The 20862-nt window shown below is 55.2% G+C and carries 23 protein-coding genes and 1 pseudogene; 17 read left to right on the top strand and 7 right to left on the bottom strand.

All coding sequences use genetic code 11. The features are described from left to right. Positions 1 to 378 precede the first annotated feature (378 nt). Positions 379 to 1149, bottom strand: coding sequence for a cupin domain-containing protein (locus NO876_RS11710; RefSeq protein WP_256421854.1), 771 nt, complete (start codon positions 1147 to 1149; stop codon positions 379 to 381). Between the two features lie 90 nt (positions 1150 to 1239). On the opposite strand from NO876_RS11710, the gene NO876_RS11705 reads away from it, so the two are divergent. Continuing rightward, positions 1240 to 1950 (top strand): helix-turn-helix domain-containing protein, encoded by a 711-nt coding sequence (locus NO876_RS11705; RefSeq protein WP_256421853.1) that lies wholly within the window; start codon positions 1240 to 1242, stop codon positions 1948 to 1950. Between the two features lie 500 nt (positions 1951 to 2450). Further along, positions 2451 to 2729 (top strand): DUF8108 domain-containing protein, encoded by a 279-nt coding sequence (locus tag NO876_RS11700; RefSeq protein WP_256421852.1) that lies wholly within the window; start codon positions 2451 to 2453, stop codon positions 2727 to 2729. 74 nt (positions 2730 to 2803) lie between these two features. On the opposite strand, the pseudogene NO876_RS11690 reads toward NO876_RS11700, so the two are convergent. Next, a pseudogene (locus NO876_RS11690) lies at positions 2804 to 4134 on the bottom strand (RNA-guided endonuclease InsQ/TnpB family protein). Positions 4135 to 4288: 154 nt separating this feature from the next. Continuing rightward, positions 4289 to 4462, bottom strand: coding sequence for a hypothetical protein (locus NO876_RS11685; RefSeq protein ID WP_256421850.1), 174 nt, complete (start codon positions 4460 to 4462; stop codon positions 4289 to 4291). Positions 4463 to 4613: 151 nt separating this feature from the next. Between NO876_RS11685 and NO876_RS11680 the strand changes: the two genes are divergently transcribed. Then, positions 4614 to 5270, top strand: a complete 657-nt coding sequence (locus tag NO876_RS11680; RefSeq protein WP_256421849.1) for a DUF4013 domain-containing protein — start codon at positions 4614 to 4616, stop codon at positions 5268 to 5270. Between the two features lie 175 nt (positions 5271 to 5445). After that, complete coding sequence (locus NO876_RS11675) at positions 5446 to 5997, top strand: hypothetical protein (RefSeq protein ID WP_256421848.1); 552 nt, start codon at positions 5446 to 5448, stop codon at positions 5995 to 5997. Here NO876_RS11675 and NO876_RS11670 read toward each other — a convergent pair whose 3' ends face one another. Beyond that, a complete protein-coding gene (locus tag NO876_RS11670) occupies positions 5998 to 6504 on the bottom strand; it encodes a GbsR/MarR family transcriptional regulator (protein WP_256421847.1) in 507 nt (168 codons plus the stop codon). Between the two features lie 145 nt (positions 6505 to 6649). Between NO876_RS11670 and NO876_RS11665 the strand changes: the two genes are divergently transcribed. From NO876_RS11665 to NO876_RS11625, 9 genes are all read left to right on the top strand, one after another. Then, positions 6650 to 6994 (top strand): ArsR/SmtB family transcription factor, encoded by a 345-nt coding sequence (locus NO876_RS11665; RefSeq protein ID WP_256421846.1) that lies wholly within the window; start codon positions 6650 to 6652, stop codon positions 6992 to 6994. A 175-nt stretch (positions 6995 to 7169) separates the two neighbouring features. Next, positions 7170 to 7550: a DUF7987 family protein gene (locus NO876_RS11660; protein ID WP_256421845.1), complete on the top strand. Its 381-nt coding sequence runs from the start codon at positions 7170 to 7172 to the stop codon at positions 7548 to 7550. A 129-nt stretch (positions 7551 to 7679) separates the two neighbouring features. Beyond that, positions 7680 to 8012, top strand: a complete 333-nt coding sequence (locus NO876_RS11655) for a DMT family transporter (RefSeq protein WP_256421844.1) — start codon at positions 7680 to 7682, stop codon at positions 8010 to 8012. A gap of 200 nt (positions 8013 to 8212) precedes the next feature. Beyond that, positions 8213 to 10153 carry an ABC transporter ATP-binding protein gene (locus NO876_RS11650; protein ID WP_256421843.1) on the top strand — a complete coding sequence of 647 codons (1941 nt, stop codon included), beginning with the start codon at positions 8213 to 8215 and terminating at the stop codon, positions 10151 to 10153. A 435-nt stretch (positions 10154 to 10588) separates the two neighbouring features. Then, entirely contained in the window at positions 10589 to 11092 is a 504-nt protein-coding gene (locus NO876_RS11645) for a hypothetical protein (protein WP_256421842.1), read from the top strand. Between the two features lie 38 nt (positions 11093 to 11130). Next, the gene (locus tag NO876_RS11640) at positions 11131 to 11571 is read left to right on the top strand and encodes a DUF4870 domain-containing protein (protein ID WP_256421841.1); all 441 of its coding nucleotides are present in this window, start codon (positions 11131 to 11133) and stop codon (positions 11569 to 11571) included. Between the two features lie 859 nt (positions 11572 to 12430). Next, the gene (locus NO876_RS11635) at positions 12431 to 12985 is read left to right on the top strand and encodes a PH domain-containing protein (RefSeq protein ID WP_345780751.1); all 555 of its coding nucleotides are present in this window, start codon (positions 12431 to 12433) and stop codon (positions 12983 to 12985) included. Further along, on the top strand, positions 12982 to 13521 hold the full coding sequence (locus NO876_RS11630) for a PH domain-containing protein (protein ID WP_256421840.1): 540 nt from the start codon (positions 12982 to 12984) through the stop codon (positions 13519 to 13521). The genes NO876_RS11635 and NO876_RS11630 overlap by 4 nt, the downstream gene beginning before the upstream one ends. A 157-nt stretch (positions 13522 to 13678) precedes the next feature. Further along, complete coding sequence (locus NO876_RS11625) at positions 13679 to 14002, top strand: hypothetical protein (protein ID WP_256421839.1); 324 nt, start codon at positions 13679 to 13681, stop codon at positions 14000 to 14002. Between the two features lie 103 nt (positions 14003 to 14105). On the opposite strand, the gene NO876_RS11620 is transcribed toward NO876_RS11625, so the two are convergent. Then, positions 14106 to 14522, bottom strand: coding sequence for a DUF7522 family protein (locus tag NO876_RS11620; protein ID WP_256421838.1), 417 nt, complete (start codon positions 14520 to 14522; stop codon positions 14106 to 14108). Positions 14523 to 14934: 412 nt separating this feature from the next. On the opposite strand from NO876_RS11620, the gene NO876_RS11615 reads away from it, so the two are divergent. From NO876_RS11615 to NO876_RS11600, 4 genes are all read left to right on the top strand, one after another. Beyond that, positions 14935 to 15825, top strand: a complete 891-nt coding sequence (locus NO876_RS11615) for an ABC transporter permease (RefSeq protein ID WP_305882949.1) — start codon at positions 14935 to 14937, stop codon at positions 15823 to 15825. Next, the gene (locus NO876_RS11610) at positions 15822 to 16583 is read left to right on the top strand and encodes an ABC transporter ATP-binding protein (protein ID WP_256421836.1); all 762 of its coding nucleotides are present in this window, start codon (positions 15822 to 15824) and stop codon (positions 16581 to 16583) included. Before NO876_RS11615 ends, NO876_RS11610 begins: the two co-directional genes overlap by 4 nt. Continuing rightward, positions 16580 to 17155 carry a DUF8130 domain-containing protein gene (locus NO876_RS11605; RefSeq protein WP_256421835.1) on the top strand — a complete coding sequence of 192 codons (576 nt, stop codon included), beginning with the start codon at positions 16580 to 16582 and terminating at the stop codon, positions 17153 to 17155. The genes NO876_RS11610 and NO876_RS11605 overlap by 4 nt, the downstream gene beginning before the upstream one ends. A 436-nt stretch (positions 17156 to 17591) precedes the next feature. Continuing rightward, a complete protein-coding gene (locus NO876_RS11600) occupies positions 17592 to 19013 on the top strand; it encodes a PAS domain S-box protein (RefSeq protein ID WP_256421834.1) in 1422 nt (473 codons plus the stop codon). A gap of 121 nt (positions 19014 to 19134) precedes the next feature. Here NO876_RS11600 and NO876_RS11595 read toward each other — a convergent pair whose 3' ends face one another. Both NO876_RS11595 and NO876_RS11590 read right to left on the bottom strand, forming a co-directional pair. Further along, positions 19135 to 19542: a DUF8160 family protein gene (locus NO876_RS11595; protein ID WP_256421833.1), complete on the bottom strand. Its 408-nt coding sequence runs from the start codon at positions 19540 to 19542 to the stop codon at positions 19135 to 19137. Next, positions 19539 to 20357, bottom strand: coding sequence for a ParA family protein (locus tag NO876_RS11590; RefSeq protein WP_256421832.1), 819 nt, complete (start codon positions 20355 to 20357; stop codon positions 19539 to 19541). Before NO876_RS11590 ends, NO876_RS11595 begins: the two co-directional genes overlap by 4 nt. Positions 20358 to 20862 lie beyond the last annotated feature (505 nt).

The following is a 20862-nucleotide window of genomic DNA, read 5'->3' as shown; positions in this document are numbered from 1 at the left end:
GGGCCGCTCAGAGCCCTGTTCCGGTTACTGTTCTCTCATTATCCATGTTATGGAAGTCAGCGCAGACATTTCCGTATGAGCAGCGTTTCGTTCCACAAGAGTTGGAATTGTCTGCCTTAGGGAGCCATAGAACTCATCTCGCGGTATGTATTCTACGACTCCACAGCCGAATCAGCCGAGATAACGAGCCTACAAACAGATAGAAACGCTTCCTCGAAAGTTTGTTATGAAGGTGGTTAGTCGTCGGTGGGTTGGGGATAGATCACCTCCCAGAGATGTTCGTCGGGGTCGACCAAGAATAGAGACAGGACAAAAAGCACGACAAGATATGTGACGATGGGGACTGACAACTCACCCTCGAACGCCGGCAGATGCGTGTCAGTACCCAGCATCCTCAGATTGCCCCCACTCTGGCTGTTCAACGTGTTGATTCCAGAACGACTCATCAAGATACGCCTCATCAATACCGCTCACTCCCGATAGCCGAGCAACTCGACCGACGGTCGCCCACAGGAACTGTTGCGCCAGTACAGGAGCCATCGTCATCGTCGTCTCATCGTAGAGATCAGCCGCGATCACGAGCGCTTGTCCTAACCCCGGCCCGGGATACTCACCATTACCATCTCTGCCGCGCTCGTGAGCCAGACCCCAGCCGGTGTAGAGGCCTTTTGCCGTGCGAATCGATGGAAGCTCAGCCCTGAATGCAACGGTGTCATCCGTCTCGTTTCGAAACGTGTGTTCTTGCCCTGAATTAACGGTCAGCGATTCTCCGGGACTGAGGTGAATCGGCTCTCCGTCGCAGACAACGGTGAGTTGCCCTTCAAGCGCGCTGAACGTCTCTGTCGTCGGATGGTAGTGAACAGGTGGCGCAGGAGATTCCGGTGATACCCATTGAACAAGAACTGGGCGATCAGCCCCGTCTGGATCTGGCCGCTCTAGCAGTGTTGCCCACGTTCGGCTGACCGGATCGGAAACAAGCGGGCGAGGCGACTGTCGCAACAGGTCACTAGCAGGGCTCTCGGGATCTAGTTCAAGTGTTGGCCCGTCAACCGGCGTTCCATCCACGAGCGGCCGACCAGTCAGAAGAGTTCGTCGCTTCTTTTCATCAGTGGACCGTCTGCCATCACGAGAGTCCATCACAGCTTCCATCTCTGCTCTGTAGTACGCTCGGTTGTAGAATAGAGATTCTGCGAGGTATGTATCGGGGATTTATCCCTGCCCATATTCGAGAGGCCGTCAATGAAACACCTGCAGGTTACCGTCCAGGTCGACGATGACCGATCACCGGAGTTTTTCACGCTTCTAGCCGCTTCACCGGTCATCACAGAGGCCCGACTGATTGACTGGAGTCTGACTGCCGGCGAACAGTCAACGCTCCTGTATACTGTCGATGGTGACCCGACAGCTTTTGCCGAACGGGCAGCCAACACGGCCGGGATTGATTCGGTAGACCTGTCCGATACCACCCAAGGACAGACATACGTGATGGTCGTGATGCGCCCGCAAGAAACGCCACTGTTCGCTGCCATCCACCGAGCAACTTCACAAGCGGGTATCATCGTCCGCAAACCAATCATCTACCGTAACGGGACGATGTCAGCCCGCGTTGTCGGTAACGCGGCAGCACTCCAACGTGCTCTCGAAGCCGCTCCGGATAGCGTCGACGTTCAAATCGACGAAATCGGACGTATCGAAAGTCACGACGACGACCCCGTGGCGAGGCTAAGTGACAGGCAACGTGAAGCAGTCACAGCTGCACTCGATCTCGGTTACTATACCCAGCCTCGTAAAGCAACTCACAACGATATCGCCGCCGAACTCAACTGCGCACCGCCAACAGCCAGCGACCACCTCCAAAAAGCAGAAGCAAACATCATCCGCACCGTGATGGACACGTTTCGGAGCGGCACACCCAACTCCTCACGACAGCAAGACAGCTCTCGTCGGTGAAAAACATCTGAAAGCCGTCCCAAACCTCCGTTTTCCCCTAGATACCAGTGAATAGATTACTTGATATCGGCACGATATTGATTATGTGGTCGGCCACGCACCTAGCACGGTAAGCAGGAGTACCGGGAGCATAATCGCCAGAAATTGCCACTCGTTCTCGTCAGTCCACATCCGCACTCGTGATGAGCGAAGTCGCAAGACAGCAGTCAAACTAAACAGGAGACAGCCAACTGCGGAGATTGAACGACTTGTGAGTGCCAGCCAGGCTGCGAAAGGTAGCATCCCAATAGCAACACACACGTCTGTACCCTTCTCCCGGTCCATAGCCTTCCGTAGCCGACTCACGAAAATAATTGTTCCTGAACAAAGAAATTGTATGTCCGTTGACCAACTACTCACCACAGGCGGATGAACTGGAATTGATTGTTCATCTGTGGGTTCGCTTGGTCGCGACTGGAAGTAACCCAAAGACCATTGAGCTCCCGGGAGTGCGGAGCAATATGCGCGAGATCGTCGATACCGAAGAGGACCGTCAGCGCGCTGTCGAAGACTACGAAGCAATCGGTTGGGAAGTCGAGGACGAAACAGCCGATCGAACCGTGCTCAAGCGTGGATTTCGAGGGGGTTGGATTGAGCACGTCTTGTATTTCCTTCTGGCCCCTATCTACGGAAACTTGGTATATTCAGCATACCGCCGATTCGACCGCCCAAAACGGCATATCGTTCGGGTTCGGCGTTCCGAGAGCGACGACGCCACGGATACCGCTCAGAGAGAGTGATACTGCACTGCAACTCATTGCCCAAACTGGTCTTGCAGGTATTCAAACCTCAGACAGCGAGTCACTCGACTTCTTCAGCAAGTAAATTGCCTCGGGGTCAAGCCCCGAGGCTTTCGCGTGGACTCCCGTTCTACCCGTTAACGACGGTAGGCGAATATTCGCCGTTCACGTTCAAGTCCCTCGATTCAAGCGCACATCTACGGGTGCGCCTCCGTCGTTTGCGTTTTGCCGACAGCGGAGATACTGCAAACCGATGTTCTTTGCGGCGTTGTAATCTGCGTGATTCTCGTACCCGCACTTTTGGCACTCGAACGATTCTTGATGGCGATTGTCGTCGTGGGTAAACCCGCACGTCGAGCAACGCTTCGACGTGTTTCGCGGGTCAACCTGTACGGCTTCGATACCGTGCTCTTCGGCCTTGTATTCGACGTACTCGTAGAGGCGCCGAAACGCCCAGACGTGTTACCACGTCGCCTCGGGAATGTTCTTCCGAATGTGAGTCAGGTCCTCGAACACAATGTGCGAGCAGTCGTGTTCGACAGCCTCCTGAATAAGCTCGTTCGCCACCGAGTGCAGGTACATCTCGAAACGCCCAGTCTCTTTGCGACCGACACTCTCGATGTTCTCGTGAGCGTGACGCGAGCCACACTGTTGGAGCGACCCACGACGTTTCTCGTACTCTTTGCGCCAGTGGTTGAACTCATCCGCCGACCAGAATCGCCCGGTTGAAGCGACGGCGATGTTGTTGACGCCCAAATCCACGCCAAAGACTGTTCTGTGCTTGGAATTGGATTCAGACGATTCCTCGTCTGCTTCGACCTTTCGCATAGAAGCGTGCAAGTACCAGTCATCGTCACGGTACTGCAAGTGCGCCATCCGAAACTCGAAATCCTCGTCGGAGATGTACTTTGTCGGTGGTTTCTCTGAGTCGTCGGGGAGGACGTAGTCGCACTCGATTTTGCCTTCTACGGTGGAGGGTGATACGTGGTCGCGGTGGAACGTTGCACTACGTTTGTTGTACACCGCGCTGTCTGCGGAGAAGTCTGGTCGTGACGTGTTCTCTCCACGCTTGAGACGCTCGACACCGCTCTTGACTGCTTCGACGGCCCGTCGAATCCCTTTCTGGACGAGATTAGCGGTGAGGTCAGTTTCGTCGCGGAGTTGGTCGTACAGAGCGCGTTCGGCTTTGGCTTTGGATGTAACGTGGTATCCGTCGTCGTCACCAGAAACGCGGCGCGTTTTCTGGTTGGCAGCCAGATTCCGCAGGAATCTGGCGACGCCCGTGCCAGCACCACTCACTTGCGGTGTTGGCGCAGTGTTTGAACTGCTCGACAGTCTCACGGGGGAGCGAGTCGCCCCCTTCGGGAGTGTCAAGCTTGATGACGGCGGTGCGACGGTATTCCACTGTGTTTCACATATAGAAGCGTAGTTATTTAATAATCAGGAGTCAGACTGCCATCGTAGCGTGGTTTGTGTGATTGGTTGTCGGCTTCCTCCCCGAGGTCAAGCCTCGGGGCATCCGCCTTGACTTTTCTGTGAACGGCACACTCACAGGAGCGTTACTCTGCGTGTTTCAGTATCTGTGGCGTGACAATTATTTCAAGAGCAGCAATCCCGAGTGCGACCCAGCGGATTGTGCCTTCGAGTAGGACGAACGCGATAATGGCGATGACCGCGGCATTAACGAGGCTTATGCCATAGCGGATGACTGGACTGTCGAATACGGAGGGCATATGAATAGCTCATCGGATACACGATCATATTTTTTAATATATCTGATCTCGAGGAACGGCTCCCATCGAGGCCGATTGTGTGGTCGAATAGGGTTCAATCCAGGTTTGACTCTCAAAGACTGTTTTCATCCCTGACCTCGATTCGTTGCGTATGAGTTCTGCACAGGCAGCTACTGATGAGGCCCCACCACCTGACGAGGAAGGGTTGTTGCGGTTTTCGTTGCTCTATCCGAGTCGTGATGGATGGGAAACAGTACTCTGGGGGGGTGTCGTGTTCTTGTTCTTCTGGTTGCTCGTCCCATTTTTTATCGCCGCAGGATATTTCCTCCGTCTGACTCGGGCAGCGGGACGCGGCGATGCGACGCCGCCATCGTTTGCTGACTGGAAAGTTTTGCTTGTCGACGGTGTGAAGCTCGTTTTTGTCTTGCTACCGGCCGCGATTATCTACGCACTGGCCGTGGCTCTCACAGCAGAAGTCTCTGATCCGCTTGCATTGTTCGTTGCTATCGCTGGCTTCTACGTGTACCCCAGTATCTATATGAACTATGCAGTCACCGGCGACTGGAGAACAGCCTACAGCCCGTCGATCGTTTCTGAACAGCTTCCGACAGCCACGTATCTCTACGGGTTTCTACTGTACGTCCTCGTTATCAACGGGATTGGCGTCATTGTCGCAACGCTAGTACTCGGTGCCTCCCTGTTCACGATCATTGGATGGATCATCATCTGGCCGATGGTCTACTTCTACTGGTACGGGATCGATGCAGCGCTCTGGGGCCGTGTCTACTATCACCTCGAAACGCGCTGAAAGCGTCATTCCAACCCGTACCCCGATACATTACAGACTGCCGAGGCGAGCGTGCTGTCTCTGATATCGGCGCGTGAAGCTACTGTTTCCGCAGGGAACGTTACTGGCGTATCCCGTTTTTTGTTGGAAGGCCTACATCGAAGTTACTTTCCTGATCCAATCGGAGGTATGCACAATGGCCACCTATGAAGCATTTGACCAGGGCGTAGAGGTGAACGGTCAAACGGTACTGACGATTGTCGAAACGGCTATGGGACGCTTCTCTGAGAAGTATCAGGAACGGGCGCTACAGGCACTAGCTGCGGAAGGGATCACTGATCCGGATCCCGAGGAGTGGTATCCCCAACAAACGTGGTTGAATGCCTTCGAGACGATCGCTGAGGAACTACAGCCGCACGTCCTTGATCGGCTTGGCGAACAACTTCCGGAAGTCGCCGAGTGGCCGAACGATTTCGATACTGTTGCTCAGGGGCTGCAGTCGATCGATGAAGCCTATCAACAGAATCATCGCGGTGGTGAAATCGGGTACTACGAGTTCGAACAGATCGACGACCAAACCGGCGAAATAACGTGTTATAATCCGTATCCTTGCCCCTTTGATCGAGGACTCATTCGCGGTGTTGCCAGACAGTACGCGTCTGTCGACGCGTTCGTCTTTATTGAGGAAACTGGAAACACCTGTCGTCGTGAGGGGGATGATACCTGTGTGTACACCGTGTACTGGTGACTATCGGTCGTAGGATTCGAGGGCCTCGCGGAGTTCTGCAGCAGTGAAGTTTGATGCGAGGGTGACGATCTCTTGAAAATCTTCATAGGTTTCTCGTAGTTCTTCGATGCGTTCAACCTCGGTTTCGCTATCGTCGGGTAGTTGTGCTTGCGCACGTTGAATCGTCCGGAGCGTCGTTTGAATCTCCCGTTTGATGTACTGTTGGAACACGTCCTGCAGAATGAACCAGATCTCGCGCTCAGCCGAATAGTGAACACGTCGCCCACCGCCTTCCGAAGAACGACGGTGGATGAGCCCAATTCGTGTTAACGTCCGGGTGACGTTGCTGATCGTCGATTTCGCGTAGCCGGTTTCTTCGACGAGATCCGGGATTGAAAGCGGGTTTTCAGAGAAGTATAACACGCCATAGATCCGGCCTGCACTCCGACTGAGGCCGTAGACTTCTGCCGATTGCTCCATCGACTCGATAATGCGCTCGCGTGCAACGGCACGATCGCCCTTACTCATAGATACTCGTTTGTCCACTCTATGTGATGGGAAGTCTGTTGAGTCATACTTTCCTTGTGGATTTCGTAAGTATTAAATTGTTTGATTCGCTTGTTCGGAGTGTACCGAACAAACTGAACAGAGGTATCCGGAGATCAGCAAACCTATGGCAAGCGCCCTTCCACACCAGCCCCCAGTCAATCACGCTCCTCGCAAACAAACGAACATCGTCGTTGATCGAAACAAATCAACCGACGTACTACAGGTCCTCTCCTCCGAGACAGCACAAGCCATTTTGGGCACGCTCAAATCGGAACCGAAAACGACATCGGAGATTGCAAAGTCGGTCGACCAATCTGTCCAGAACGTCTCATACCACCTGGATCGACTCTGCGACGCGGAAATCATCACGCCGACCGAAACGTGGTACTCCGAAAAGGGCCGAGAAATGACTGTGTACGCTCTGGCCACAGAACGGCTCGTCGTCCAATTCCACGACAATACCGGCTGAAATTTCTATCGTCCAACAGGTTTTCGGGTGACGAAGAGGATGTTATCGAAGACTTCCCACACCAAACAGGAATCGCCCAGTGCATACAGAGAACAAATCGACCGGATAGTTCGGGGTAACTCAATGATTCGGAGTTTGCACGCACTTATTTGGAAGCCTACTGTGATTTTGAACTATGGTACCTTCCGAGAGTGTAGACGACGACCAATATTTCGGCGGACGAGGAGGTGTCGTAGCTCTCGCGGTTGCGTACGTGGCAGTTGGGCTCGGGTTGTTCTACAGTCTCGCTACGGAGTCGATAGACCTTTTCAGCGGCGTTCTCGTCGCTATCGTCGTCTTAGTGGGACTATCACTGTATATCCTCTACAGACGGGAGGGGTTGATGACAGCGGAGAACAAACTCATTGGCATCTTCGTTCTGCTCGCAATGGGACTCCTGTTTGGCCTCCTTGAGTTCACCGACCTACCGTTAGAGATCGTCTATGGGATCGTATTCGGGGTCGGTGTCGTGGTGCCTGGTTTCCTCCTACAGTACACTGACTACGGGAGTGACTGAGCGCTTCGATTGTTCCATTCGCAAGCGAGATTCCACGGCTGGTTCAGTGACATTCGGCTAGAAGCAACTGACACAGATGCCTCAGTGCAGTCGAAATGTCTAACACGCTACTTTGAGTGTCACGTCGGTATGAATCCATACGTCTTGCTCGGATTGGCGATCCTCTCCGAGATCGTTGGAACGACGTCTCTCAAATTGTCCGACGGGTTCTCACAGCCGCTTCCAAGCCTCGTCGTCCTTCTTGGGTACGGGGCCGCGTTCTACTTGCTCTCTCTGACACTAGAGGAGTTACCAGTCGGGGTCGTGTACGGAACGTGGGCCGCCCTCGGAATCGTTGGCGTTGCAACGATCGGAATTGTCGCATTCGACGAGCAAATCGATATTGCCGGCGTTGTCGGGGTTTTTCTCATCATCGCCGGTGTGTACTGTCTCAATATCATCTCCGGAATGTCTACACACTAAACAGTCCTCAGCAAATGAGTGTTTCACCTCGGGACTCACCGGGGTCAACCACGATGTCGAAGCAAGTCGAGACAACGATACGGATCTCCATCCGATGCACATTGACGTATTTCGAGTAATCCTGCCTCAACGGAAACCACGCTGTATGTACGTAACTGGCACCCGTGACCTCTTGTCGCACGCACGTCAATCAAAGTTGTATGAGTTCAGAACGCGGGCCATCCGACAAGGGTCGCCCGGGGACATCTACATCAAGGTCGGAGAACCCGGTCTGGCGGTTGTACACCGAATACGGCGTCGCCCGACGGTACGCCGCTCTCGGTGCCGTCGCCACGATCCTCGGACGGCTGTTCGGACTGATTCCCGCGTTCATCATCGGCCTGGCTGTCGACGCAATCTTCCTCACGGAGCGACCCTACACGCTCCCCTTGGTACCGCAGGTGCTCATTCCGGGCACCGGCGTGGGACAATTGTACTTCTCGATCGCGATTTTGTTGGGAGCGACCGCCGCCGGCGCAGTCGCTTCTTGGGTCGAGGACTGGGGTTGGAGCGTCTTCGCCCAGCGCATCCAGCGCAACCTTCGAGTCGACGCCTACGAGCGCCTCCAGAGCCTCGAACTCGCCTATTTCACCAGACATCGGACGGGCGATTTGATGAGTGTCCTCAACAACGACGTCAACGCTCTCGAGACGTTTCTAGAGGACGGTCTAAGCGCCACCCTGTGGATTCTCACGACCATCGCCGGCATCGGGATTATCCTTGTCGGCCTGAACCTCCCGCTGACCGCGGTCACCCTGCTGCCGATCCCGCTGCTCGCGGCGTTCACGCTGATTTTTACACGAGTGATCGCGCCGCGGTATCTCTCGATCCGCGAGGAGATCGGGGACCTGAACTCCCGGCTGGAAAACAACGTCAGCGGCATCGAGGTGATCAAAAGCGAGGGAGCCGAACAGTTCGAGACAGAGCGTGTGGCCGCGGCCTCCGACGAGTACCTGTCCGCCAATCTCTCGGCAATCAAAGTCCGGATCACCTACTTTCCGGGGTTGAACATCATCGCCGGAGCCGGCTTTGCGATTACGTTCCTCGTCGGCGGGTTGTGGGTGCTCGACCAGCCAGTGATCGGTCTGACGGGCACGCTTACTCCCGGTGAGTTCGTCACGTTCGTCATCTACGCCCAGCAGTTTCTCTGGCCGATTCTCAGACTGGGCGATGTCGTCGACGACTACGAGCGCGCGAAGGCCGCCGGCAGTCGAGTGCAGGGGGTCCTCTCGCGGGATCCGGCAGTCAGTGATCGACCTGACGCCAGCGCGCTCGAAGTTACCAACGGCGCCGTAACCTACGACGACGTCCGGTTCGCCTACTCCAGGGAGACAGTCCTGAGCGAGATCGACTTCGCCGTCGAAGGCGGGACGACCGTCGGGGTAGTCGGGCCAACTGGGGCAGGGAAGTCGACGCTGCTGAAACTGCTTCCGCGGCTGTACGACGTTGACGACGGCGCCGTCCGAATCGACGGGCAAGACGTCCGCGAGGTGACGTTACAGAGCCTCCGGAAATCGATCGGATACGTGAGTCAGGAACCGTTTCTCTTCTATGGGACGGTTGCGGAGAATATCCGATACGGAACCTTCGACGCGACCAAGGATGACATCGAAGAGGCCGCTCGCCGGGCCCAGGCCCACGAGTTCATCGAAAACCTTCCCAGCGAGTATGACACGCTCGTGGGCGAACGAGGAGTGAAACTCTCGGGCGGACAGCGACAACGATTGGCGCTTGCACGGACGATGCTCAAAGACCCCGCAATTCTGGTACTGGACGAGGCGACGTCGGCCGTAGACACCGAAACGGAAGCGATCATCCAAGATCGACTCGCTGAGTTCGCCGCCAACCGGACCACCTTCGTGATCGCCCACCGGCTTTCGACCGTCAGGACGGCCGACAGAATTCTCGTCCTCGACGACGGTCGGGTAGTCGAAGACGGTACGCACGAAGCACTACTCGAAACTGACGGATTATACGCGAACTTCTGGCGGGTGCAGACCGGTGATATCGCATCGTTACCCCAAGAGTTCCTTGAGCGGGCCCTGCGCCGGCAAGCAGTTGTCGAACTTGCGGATGAAGAAACCGAAGAGCGGTCGGAATGACGCAAACAAGGACTAGTTCAGAATATCGATGATCGGACGTTACTTCTCCCATCCGTGGGCGTCACTTCGAGGATGGCATCCGGATGGGCAGCCTCAGCGGGGAGCTCCGAAGGGTCGAGCACAATCTCGTCGACGACGTCGCCATCTGCTTCGAGCAAGATGACTGCAAACTCGTCCTCAAGGTGGTCGTCAGAACCTCGGTAGTGAGATACGGAGCAACGTGACCCCGGGTTCGGGTAGTAACTCTCACTTAAGCCCTGATTTAGCCGTTTCGAGGGCTACAAACACCGTTTTGCGGCCGCGAAATCCGGACCGAATTTTTTCTATCCCCCTGTCATACGTCAGTTCGCTGTGGTCCCCTCCCCGAACTGGATTGACAGGCGTATCGACAGTAATCTCGATAACACGCTCACACAAGAACACGTTGTCGAGACGATGCTCGAAGCCGACCGACCATTCTTTTCGAGCCGGCAACTCGCCTCGCGCGTGAAACCCGATGTGAGTAAAGCCACAGTTCGGAACCGACTGAATGAACTCCAAGAGCTCGATGTGGTTGCGACCGAGGCGTATCCTGATTCGGTCACCCTCTACTACATCAAGTATCCCGACTCGGAGTGGCCACTCTCGCCGGAAGGCAAACGTGCGCTTATGGCCGAGTCCCCGCTCGATCGGCTCACCACCCGTGGCTTCCTGACACTGCAGGATACAGTCGGGGTGCGAACACTCGTTCTCGCCGGCTTTCAGTTGTCACTCGCACTGTTGGCTGCTGGAAGCCTGTTGACCATCCTGGGCTTCGACCCTGGTCTCGAGAGCGATATCGCACTGTGGGCGACGGCGTTCAACGTCCTCGTGTTCAGCGGCATTCTGCTGGTCACCGAGCGAATCGTCCATCGGGTCCGCAGTCGGTTTGGCCCGTTACATCTCCTGCCGACGACGTGAATCGAGCTGAAGCTACCCTCCCCATCCACACATCACATATGGATACAGATACAATGACGTCCGATCGTGGTCCCGACCTGCTAACTAAACGTTCCATCGGTGGTATCGCTGTCCACCTATTAGCCCTCTTTACAGGAGTTATCGGAGCTGGACTCGTCTACCTCGTCTCTGATCACCCGTTCACCAAAGCGAACGCGCGAAATGCGTTGAACTGGCACGTCTCGGTGTTGCTTCTCAGTTTCGGTGCGTTCCTGACGTTCCTCTTGGGTACCGATACGATGACAGTTGGCGGCGAAATGGTCTCGTGGTCACCGCTCCCTGACCCAGTCGCCAACATCGTCGGCCTGCTGGGGATGGTATTACTGTTCGTTGCCGGGCTGGCTTGGCTTCTGACAACTCTCTTCACGCTCGTTGCAACGATCAAAGCGATTTTCGGGACGCCGTGGGAGTACCCGCTCGCCCGAGATTTCATCAATTGATTTGTACAATGAGTCTGCCAATACACCAAGAGGTCATCGAAGATGTCTAAGCAAGGCCCCTCGAATCGCCCCATCCGTGCGCTGAAAGCAGGTGGCCCGCCAGCCCTCATCACGGCCGGTATCGCGATCGCATCGACTGGGATCGCTGGCCAGGGCCTCGAGAAAGAAACACGCCCAATCGCAACAGCGGTCGCGTCGGTTATCGGAACTGATCCACAGTTCGGACCGCTATTGCTGTTGGGTATCGCGGTACTCATCCTCCCGGTCGCGGTGGTGATGCCCGGCTTGTTTGAGGACCATCCGTCCCACTGAGTGATTGCCCGGACTGAGTACGCCCACTCGCGGGCGCATTATAGAAGTTCAAGACGAATACCCCGCCTTTCCGTGAGGGTCGAGTGTTCCGTCCGGTCAGGTCGGAACCGAGGACTGAACAGGCGGAAGATGAAGCCGAGGCACTCCCGTCGATATTCCACCCGGAATCCCACAGAATCGATGCAGTGCCCACCCGCGCTGGCGTCGGAGTCGCAAGCCACACTCCCTCGTGTGACGGCCTTCAGGCACGATCGCTTGCAGCGCGGTCCGTGACGGGGTACCGAACACCGCATCGTCATCAGGTTCGTAAAGCGCATACTCTGTCGGAGACGCGTTGATCGGTCGATCTGAAGCGTGCGTGTACTCTTCGGTCGTCTCCCCTGTGTCGAGAACACCGGTCGCTGAGCACCCTGCCGGACTATTTTGCGCTGTTGAAACCCACAGTTGGCATCTGTGTGGTATCACTGCTGCTGGTGTCGTCAGAACCACGACGACGCATACTCGTAGCAAGGAAAATATTCATTCCGACATCGCGTCTTCAGTCACTATGGCACCGAATCAATCGACCAAGGTCCAATTCGACTGGATTTCACTTGACGGCGACGAGGAAGTCGTATGGGCTGATACGCCGCATAAGAGTAGTCTCGTTCCAGCGCTCGTCGTGGGCGTTCCGCTCGCAATCATACTTGTTGGGATTCCCATCATCGTCGGCGCGTATCTTCATCGGGAGAATACCGAGTACGTCGTCACCAATCGGGCGCTCTACCGGAAAAGCGGTATCATTTCACGGAATGTGCAGCGCGTTGACCTCGGAAAGGTCCAGAATACGACCTACTCACAGGGGTTCTTCGGTCAGCAGTTCGGTTACGGGACTGTCGAGGTATCGACCGCCGGAGGGTCTGGCGTCGAACTCACATTCGACTCGATTTCGGATCCGAAGCGAGTGCAGGAGCTCATCAATACACAGACGAAAGATGATGGTCCCGACCGTCCCGACGACAAAGCTGCTGTCCTGGATGAAATCCTGACCGAACTACGAGCTATCAGGGTCGCTGTGGAAGCACCTGACCAGAAAGAAGCCAGCACGTCTGAGGAGTTATGACTGGTGACTGGGTGACGCTCGATGCGAGTGAAACCGTTGCGTGGGACGGCCAGCCGAAACTCACGACTGCACTTCCGGGCGTCGGGATGGGAATAGCGCTTCTCGTCGGGGCGGCGTGGCTCGTCACCGTGCAGAACGAGAGCGTCGTCGGGATCCTTCTCGGAATCGCTGGTGTCACCGTCGGATTGTGGGCGTATCTCAGCGTCGTAAACACTGAGTATGTCCTTTCTGATCGAGCAGTGTACACGAAGCAAGGTGTCATCGGGATTCGGATCACGGAGTCGTCGTTATCGAAGATTCAAAATTCCGCGTTCTCTCAGGACGCACTCGGTTCCGTTTTCGGCTACGGCACTGTCACGCTTGAGATCGCAGGCGGAGATGATATCCAACTCCGGCGGATCGAGGAGCCCGAGACCGTCCGTCGCCTTGTTGATCACGCAACGGGTGAGGAAACCCCGGGGAGTCTCGAACAGTGGCGCGCAGTACTTGACGAAGTACGAGCTCTTCGGCGGGCGGTTGAGTCACAGGCTTCGTAGGCAGCGTACATCGCGTCGACCATACGATACCACTCGTGAATGAGGGAGTCCGTAGGTCCCAGCCAAAGTGACAATACCCACTGTGTCTCGGTCATCGGTCCGAAGTTCGCTGGGAGTGAAGCCACTCACTCAGTACAGAAGATCGACTTATCGTTCAGTGGAACACAACCAGTATACAGCCCCCAAGACACTTACACCGACGGCCGGATATCTGGTCGTGAGATTCCGTCGCGCCGCCGGACTTGCAGCCGGCTATGGGCTGCTGACGATTGCCCTGCTCGCTGTTGTGAATGCGGTTCGGATCGTGACACTGACTCTCCTCGGGTCACACGCATACCCGATCGCTGTGTTCTTCGCGATAGTTAACCTCGGGATAGGACTCCTTATCGGAACTGGAGGCTACGTCGTCCTCCAGCGCGCCCGCCGTCACGGCGCGGGCTACGGCGTGGATCTCGACTGGGGCCGCGTTCTCGGTCCCTGAGTTGGTTCCGGTACTGGTCAATCTACACGTCTATCGATCATCGGTTTTCCCCAAATTCGATCTGTCGCATCGCCCAGCACAGGAAGTTTATTGGGCAGAAAGATTAATTGTCCAACCACGTCGGTGCCCTCGAAATATCCTGTGGAGAATTATAGTGGAGCTGTTTTAGACAGTTAGTAATAAAACCGACAATATCTCGGCCTGCTTCCGGTTCGAGAGTGATTACCGTCCCCAATTCAGTCCCCTGTGTAAAATGAAATAGTATTGCATCGTCGAAAAAGTTCACCGTACAGTGGTTATGCCCTAGATTAAACGGCTCTTCGGCAGCTTGGCCCTCATTTTCCTGTCGATAATACTCAACCAGTTCCTCCATTTCCTCGGGCGAATACAGATCATCTACATCATCCCGCATATATAACGAGACGTACTCATCTTCAGAATAGTGAATTGCGCCGCGCAAGTATTCGCCAGCTTGTTTTTCAAGAAAATTCACCAGACGAGTTGCAGATTCTTCAGGCACATCATCCCAACTGTCGCCTAAGAATATCACTATTGGGGAATCAAATCAACCTAAGATTCGGCTGTGAAACCGTGAAATAAACCGCCGTGATAAGAGTTCTATGACACTCTCTTCTGCTCGTGGTACTGCTAAGCTTGGACAGCACACCTCGTTTCCGTTGTTCGATCGCGGTCACCCGAGAGTTGTAGTTGGTGCAGCTGTGTTAACAGTAGTTGGAGTTGGGAATCTGCTCCGAATCGGATACCGGCGAATCACTGGCTAAGACTTCGTTCTTGGGTCGGAGTCGAGTGCCTGTGAGCCGTGACGCTTCATCCTGACGGTGCAGGATCGAAAGGTGCAGTTCACAGGATAGGTGAAAGGAGAGATTCACTCTACAGAACATCTAAGGAAACGACCAGAGATGGTCGGTCCGATGCGTTGGTCCCCGCTTGCACGCAAAGAAGCAAGAACAGTGGTAACGTCGAAAGGCGTCTGGCTGCTCGCCGTTCTCATCGCTCTTTGGGGGTATCGTCCCAGCTACATTGGGTGGGATGGTCTCGGTGCGAATATTACTGCAGGGTACGTCCAGATCGCCGGGACAGTACTCCTACCATTAGGAGTGCTTCTTTTGAGCTACCAGTCGATCGTCGGTGAACGTACCTCTGGAAGCGTGAAGTTCATACTCGGGCTCCCGCTGACGAGAACCGACGTGCTTCTCGGGAAAGTAGCTGGACGAACAGCTGGTATCGCTGGCCCAGTCGCGGTCGCGTGCCTCCTTCTCGGTATTATTGGATTGGTTGAGCACGGTGTTTTCAACCCGATCTTGTTCCTCGGGATGGTTCTCATCACGCTTGCGTACGTTGGCGTCCTCGTGTCGATTGGTACGGCAGTCTCTGCTGTCGCTAAGCGGACAGTCACAGCTGCCGGGACTGTATTCGGCGTGGTATTCCTTCCACTAGTGTTGTTCTGGACGCGGATCAGCACGGCGATTTTCACGCAGGTGACTGGCACGCCCGTCAATCCGTACGAGCCCCCAGCGTCCGGTCCGCTGTTCTTGCTACTTCGCTTGTCTCCTGACGGCGCGTATCGGGTCGTCTCAAACTGGCTGCTCGGTGTCGGGAACTCCGCCAACACATACAGTCACGTCCTCACGAAACTGGAGCCGCAGACACAGACGAACGCGTACGTCGTCGAAGCGACGTTCGCACCCGGCACAGCACCGCTGTATCTCCACGAGGCAGTCGGGCTACTCATTATGCTCGTGTGGGCGGCCGTCCCATTGGGATTCGCTCGGTATTACTTCTCTCGGGGGGATGCCGTGTGAGTGACCCCGCGATTCTGACCGAGGGACTGACGAAGCGGTATGGATCAACGACAGCCGTCGACGAGCTCACACTGACCGTTGCAAGCGATGAAATATTCGGATTCCTCGGACCGAATGGTGCCGGCAAATCAACGACGATCGGGATGCTGATGGACTATATTCGTCCGACGACAGGTTCGATTAGCGTCCTCGCTCAGGACCCGCAACGCGATGTCGTCGACGTTCATTCCCGCGTAGGTATTCTCCCAGACCGGTACAGGCTCTATGATGCGCTCACTGCCCGTCAACATCTTGAATTGGTCATTGATACGAAACGAGTCAATAACTCTCCAGCGAGTCTGTTAGACCGGGTTGGACTGGACGATGTTGACGGGCAGTCAGTCGGGACGTTCTCGCAAGGGATGGAGCAACGACTGGCACTTGCGATGGCTCTCGTTGGTGGCCCTGACTTGCTCGTGTTGGACGAACCGTTCACTGGGCTTGACCCGCACGGCGTTCGCACTGTTCGAGAAATCGTTCACGAGGAGAACGACCGCGGTGCTGCTGTCTTTTTTTCTAGTCACGTGCTCGGGCAGGTCGAGTTTGTCTGTGATCGAATTGGGATCCTTCACGAGGGGCGCCTCGTGGCCGAAGGGACAATCGATTCCTTGCGTGCTGAAACAAACGTCGGATCCGACGCTACAGTTGAAGAAATCTTTGTCTCGGTGACGGACGGGCCAGTACTGACTGACGAATCCTCCCCGGAGACCACACAATGAAGCGACGAACACTCCTCGGCGTTACCAGTGCGTCGATGGTTAGCCTCACGGGATGTCTCGGCGCTACAGAGTACACTATTACGGACGTGCAAACAGAGACAACCACGCCACTCGGCATCTCGGTGGAGGTCGTCGAGCCGAATGCCGTTATCGAACATCCGGCACAACTAGCGTTCACCGTTACGAACAAACAGGAGACTCCAATCGAGATCCGGAATACGGGGATTTGGCCGTTTGGTCTCTTGGAACTCGTCCCGTCGCCTGATATGCAAGACGCCGGACCAGGGATCATTCTCTGGACGGACCGATACGAAGGGAGCCGGTATGTTGATGCTGAGTCGAGACAGAGTTACGGAGTCGAGTCAACACCGCTCGTGCGAACGCTCGGTGCTGGTGAGACGGTCGAAGAAACGTACGACGTTCACGGCAGCGACATAATTCAAACAGAAACTATGTACGTCCGAGGTAGATTCGAGCCACCAATACTCAAATACACAACGGAACAAAACGAGGGTTGGGACTCGCTCTTACCTGAGATCACCGTTGAATTATCGAAGAAAAAACTGATCTAAGAAGCCACTTATGCACTCTCCCTTCCCAACCTCTGTCTCACCGGTACGCTTTCAATAGAACAATTGAACAATTGAACAGCCGTTAGGTACTATGCGCGTATCGGAGTATGATTTATCCAACCCGCTGTTCAAGAGGCGAGCGATGGTGTTGGAATTGTACCATCGTCCGGAGGCGTGGGTTGAGGACCTCTCGCGATTGGAATAGGCCATCACAATTGGCTTGGCGATTTTCCTATCGGTGTTCACAGTGAGTGGTTTCTGCGAGAGATAACGCTTGTCCACGCAACGATGATAGGGGTCACAATGGCTGTTGTTTACTTCGCAACCGTACCAGTCGAGACCACTACCAGACGCTGAACTGCCCCCGTTTGGGTTGATTCGAGACCCTCTATCGGAGCTTGAAGCCTTTTTGTATGCACTGTTCATATTAGGGCCGATGGAAGAGAGTGCGACTCCCGAAGAGCACAATAAAAATGAGACTGACTGGTATCGGACGCTCGTTGAGGAGGTGAATGATCTCGCAACAGTCGTCGATACTGACGGGACGATAACCTACGTCAGTCCGGCTGTCACACGGGTTCTCGGCTACGACCCTGACGAGTTGATTGGCCAGGCGGGATACGAATTCGTCCATCCCGACGATCGGGAGCGAAATGCCAAGGCGGTGGAGACCGTTCTATCGAACCCTTCCGAACCCGAGACTGTCGAAGTCCGATTCCGGCACGCTGACGGGTCGTGGTGCTGGATCGAGGCCACTATGAGAAATCGGCTTGACGACGATATCATCGATGGGATTCTCCTCAGTAGTCGAGATATCACCGCGCGAAAAAAGTACGAGGTCGAAGCTCGCGAACTCGCCGAAGAGTACGAAGCCCTTTTGAACAACGTGGAGGACGCTATCTTTCTTATCGATGTCGAAGGGGTTGATGACGATGTCAGATTCGAATTTAAACGACTCAGTCCCTCTTACGAGCGACAGACCGGAATTACGACCGAAGAAGTACAGGGACGGACGCCGCGAGACGTATTTGGCGACGAACAGGGGGCAGCGCTCGAAGCAAACTACCACCGCTGTGTCAACGCTGGTAAGCCACTCTCGTATATGGAGGAACTACGGGTCAACGAGGGGGCACGCTTCTGGCAAACGAAGATTGCGCCGGTAGTCACTGATGATGAGATAGCTCGCCTCGTTGGGGTCACTCGGAACGTGACCGAGCGTGTCGAACGGGAGCGACAATTGCGCCGGCAGAACGAGCGCCTCGACGAGTTCGCGAGTGTTATTTCGCACGACTTGCGCAACCCGCTCAACGTCGCACAGGGTCGTGCGACGCTCCTTGCCGAACAAGCGGAAAGTGAGCACCTCGATCCACTTCTTCAAGCGCTCGACCGGATGGAAGCGATCGTCGCGGACACGTTGACGCTTGCTCGCCAGGGCGACACGATAAGCGAAACAGAGTCGATCAGTTTGACTGACCTCGTCGGAAAGTGCTGGGCGACAGTGGACACGGACGACGCGACCATCGAAATCATCGACGAGATGACCGTCCAAGGCGACCCCGACCGGTTACGGCACGTTTTCGAGAACCTGTTCCGGAACGCTGTTGAACACGGTGGTTCTGACGTGACCGTCCGTGTCGGACGTCACGGTGAACAAGGAATCTACGTCGAAGACGACGGGCCAGGAATTCCAGCGGACAAGCGTGAAGAAGTGTTCGAACCGGGGCATTCGTCAGCGCGTGGTGGTACTGGTTTCGGGCTGACCATCGTAAAACGAATCGTGGAAGCCCACGGCTGGGAGATGTCTGTGACCGACGGAACAGATGGTGGAGCACGGTTTGAATTCGAGATAGCCGAATAGCGAGAATCAGTGTGAGTGCTCAGACAAGCTCTGTCACCTATGCAGAGAGGGCGTCGGTCTCAACTTCTGTGAAGGGGTGGGCTTTCGCCTCGCTACCACTGTAATTTCGGCGCTCACCGCCCTACTCGTCACCGAATTCCGAAAGCCGAGCCTGGATTTCCTCAGCATCCGCCTCAGACAGCGCCTCAACACCGAACTGGACAAGTAGTGGGTAGAAGTGACGATTCTTCTTAAACTCGTCCTGGCCCGCCTTTCGGAGCTTCAGCTGGGACTCGAGGTAGATGTCCTCCATCTCGCCGAGGATGTCGTCCGGGATGTAGATCGTCCGCCCGTTCCACTCGTCTTTGATATTCGTCTTCGTTTTGTTCGTTTCGTTCGTTCCACTCGTTGGATTCGGTTCGGGCGTTTCGGTCGATGAACTGGTGTCCACTGGTTCGTTCACCTCACTCGTTTCGCTGGAATCGACCTCATCGCCTTCTTCTTCGTAGTTGCCCTCGATACCGGAGGCATCCCCCCAACCGTCGGTCATACTTTCACCTCCTCAGGCGCGGTCTTCTCAAACGTCTCGTCGAACAGGTCGGCGATCTCGTTGAACAGTTCGCGTGCATCCTCGACGCGCTTGTTCTCCTTGCCGAAGCCGAAGACGGACACGCCTTCGCCGATCGACTGGGAGAGATCGGTCCGCTTCGGGATCTCGAAGACAGGGAGCGAGTACGCCGATTTGATTTCCTCGATGGTGTTTCGGTGCTCGCTGTTCTGCTCGACACGGTTGCAGACAATTGCGAGCCGGTTGATGTCACCGTACGCCAGTTCGAGGGAGCTCAGCTGCTTTGCGAAAATCTGGAGGCTGTTGGCGTTGAGTTTCTCGGGGATGACGGGAATGACGACGTTGCCGGTCGCGACGAGGGCGTTATCGGTGAGGACGTTCAGGGAGGGCGGCGTGTCGACGATGATGTAGTCGTAGTCCCTATCGAGTTCGTCGAGAGTCATCCTCAGTCGCTCTCTGCTCTTTGGTGCTTCAAGGAGCGTCTGGATGTTCTTGTTGTTCGCGAGCTTTTCGCTCGCGGGAAGAATGTCGAACTCTTGGTGCTCGACGATAATGTCGTTCACCGACTCCATCTGATCGAAATCGAGCACGTCGAACAGCGTTGTGCGGTCGGTGTCGTAGTACAGATCGTTGTAACCGAGCGAGCAGGTGAGCCCCCCGTGATAGTCGATGTCGACAAGGAGGACGTCGTAGCCCCGGGCGGCAAGTGCCCCGCCTGTGTGAATGACGTCGGTCGTCTTCCCCGCGCCACCCTTCTGATTCGCTACGGTGATTCGTGCGGTGTTGGTGTCGGTCATATCTTTCGTTTCTTTAGTTGTGTTCGTTACGTTCGTTTTATCCGTTTAGTTCGGTGCGTTCAGTGAGAGTGTTTTCACTCAGTCGGAGGAGTACCACAATGTTAAAACCAATTGTTCGTTCTACTCGTTGAAACAAACACGCTCGTTTCAGTCACTTCATTCATTACGTTCGTTTCGATCGTTTCGATAAACGAATATAACTCCAATCTCGACCAGTTCGTTCCATAGCGATGCGTTCATCACTTTCGTTTCGTTCATTTAGTTCATTTAGTTCATCACTTTCGTTTCGTTCGTTTCGTCCATTTAGTTCATCATACTCGTTTCTCGTGTTTCGGCAGGGTTCTCGGCTACCTTCGAGGCGAAGACGGAGATTGTAGCTTCATACCCAGTCGAAGACTGGGACAATGGAGATAAGACGGAGTCAAAGCCGTGCCATCTCTGCCATCAGATTCCACTCCGCGATTCAACAATACATATGCGGTCGGTGGAGAACGCAGGTGACACC

The organism is Halobellus rarus (genome assembly GCF_024494595.1).
GTDB lineage: Archaea > Halobacteriota > Halobacteria > Halobacteriales > Haloferacaceae > Haloquadratum > Haloquadratum rarum.
Note: the sequence above shows the minus strand (reverse complement) of the source record. Positions and strands in the feature narration are given on the sequence as shown.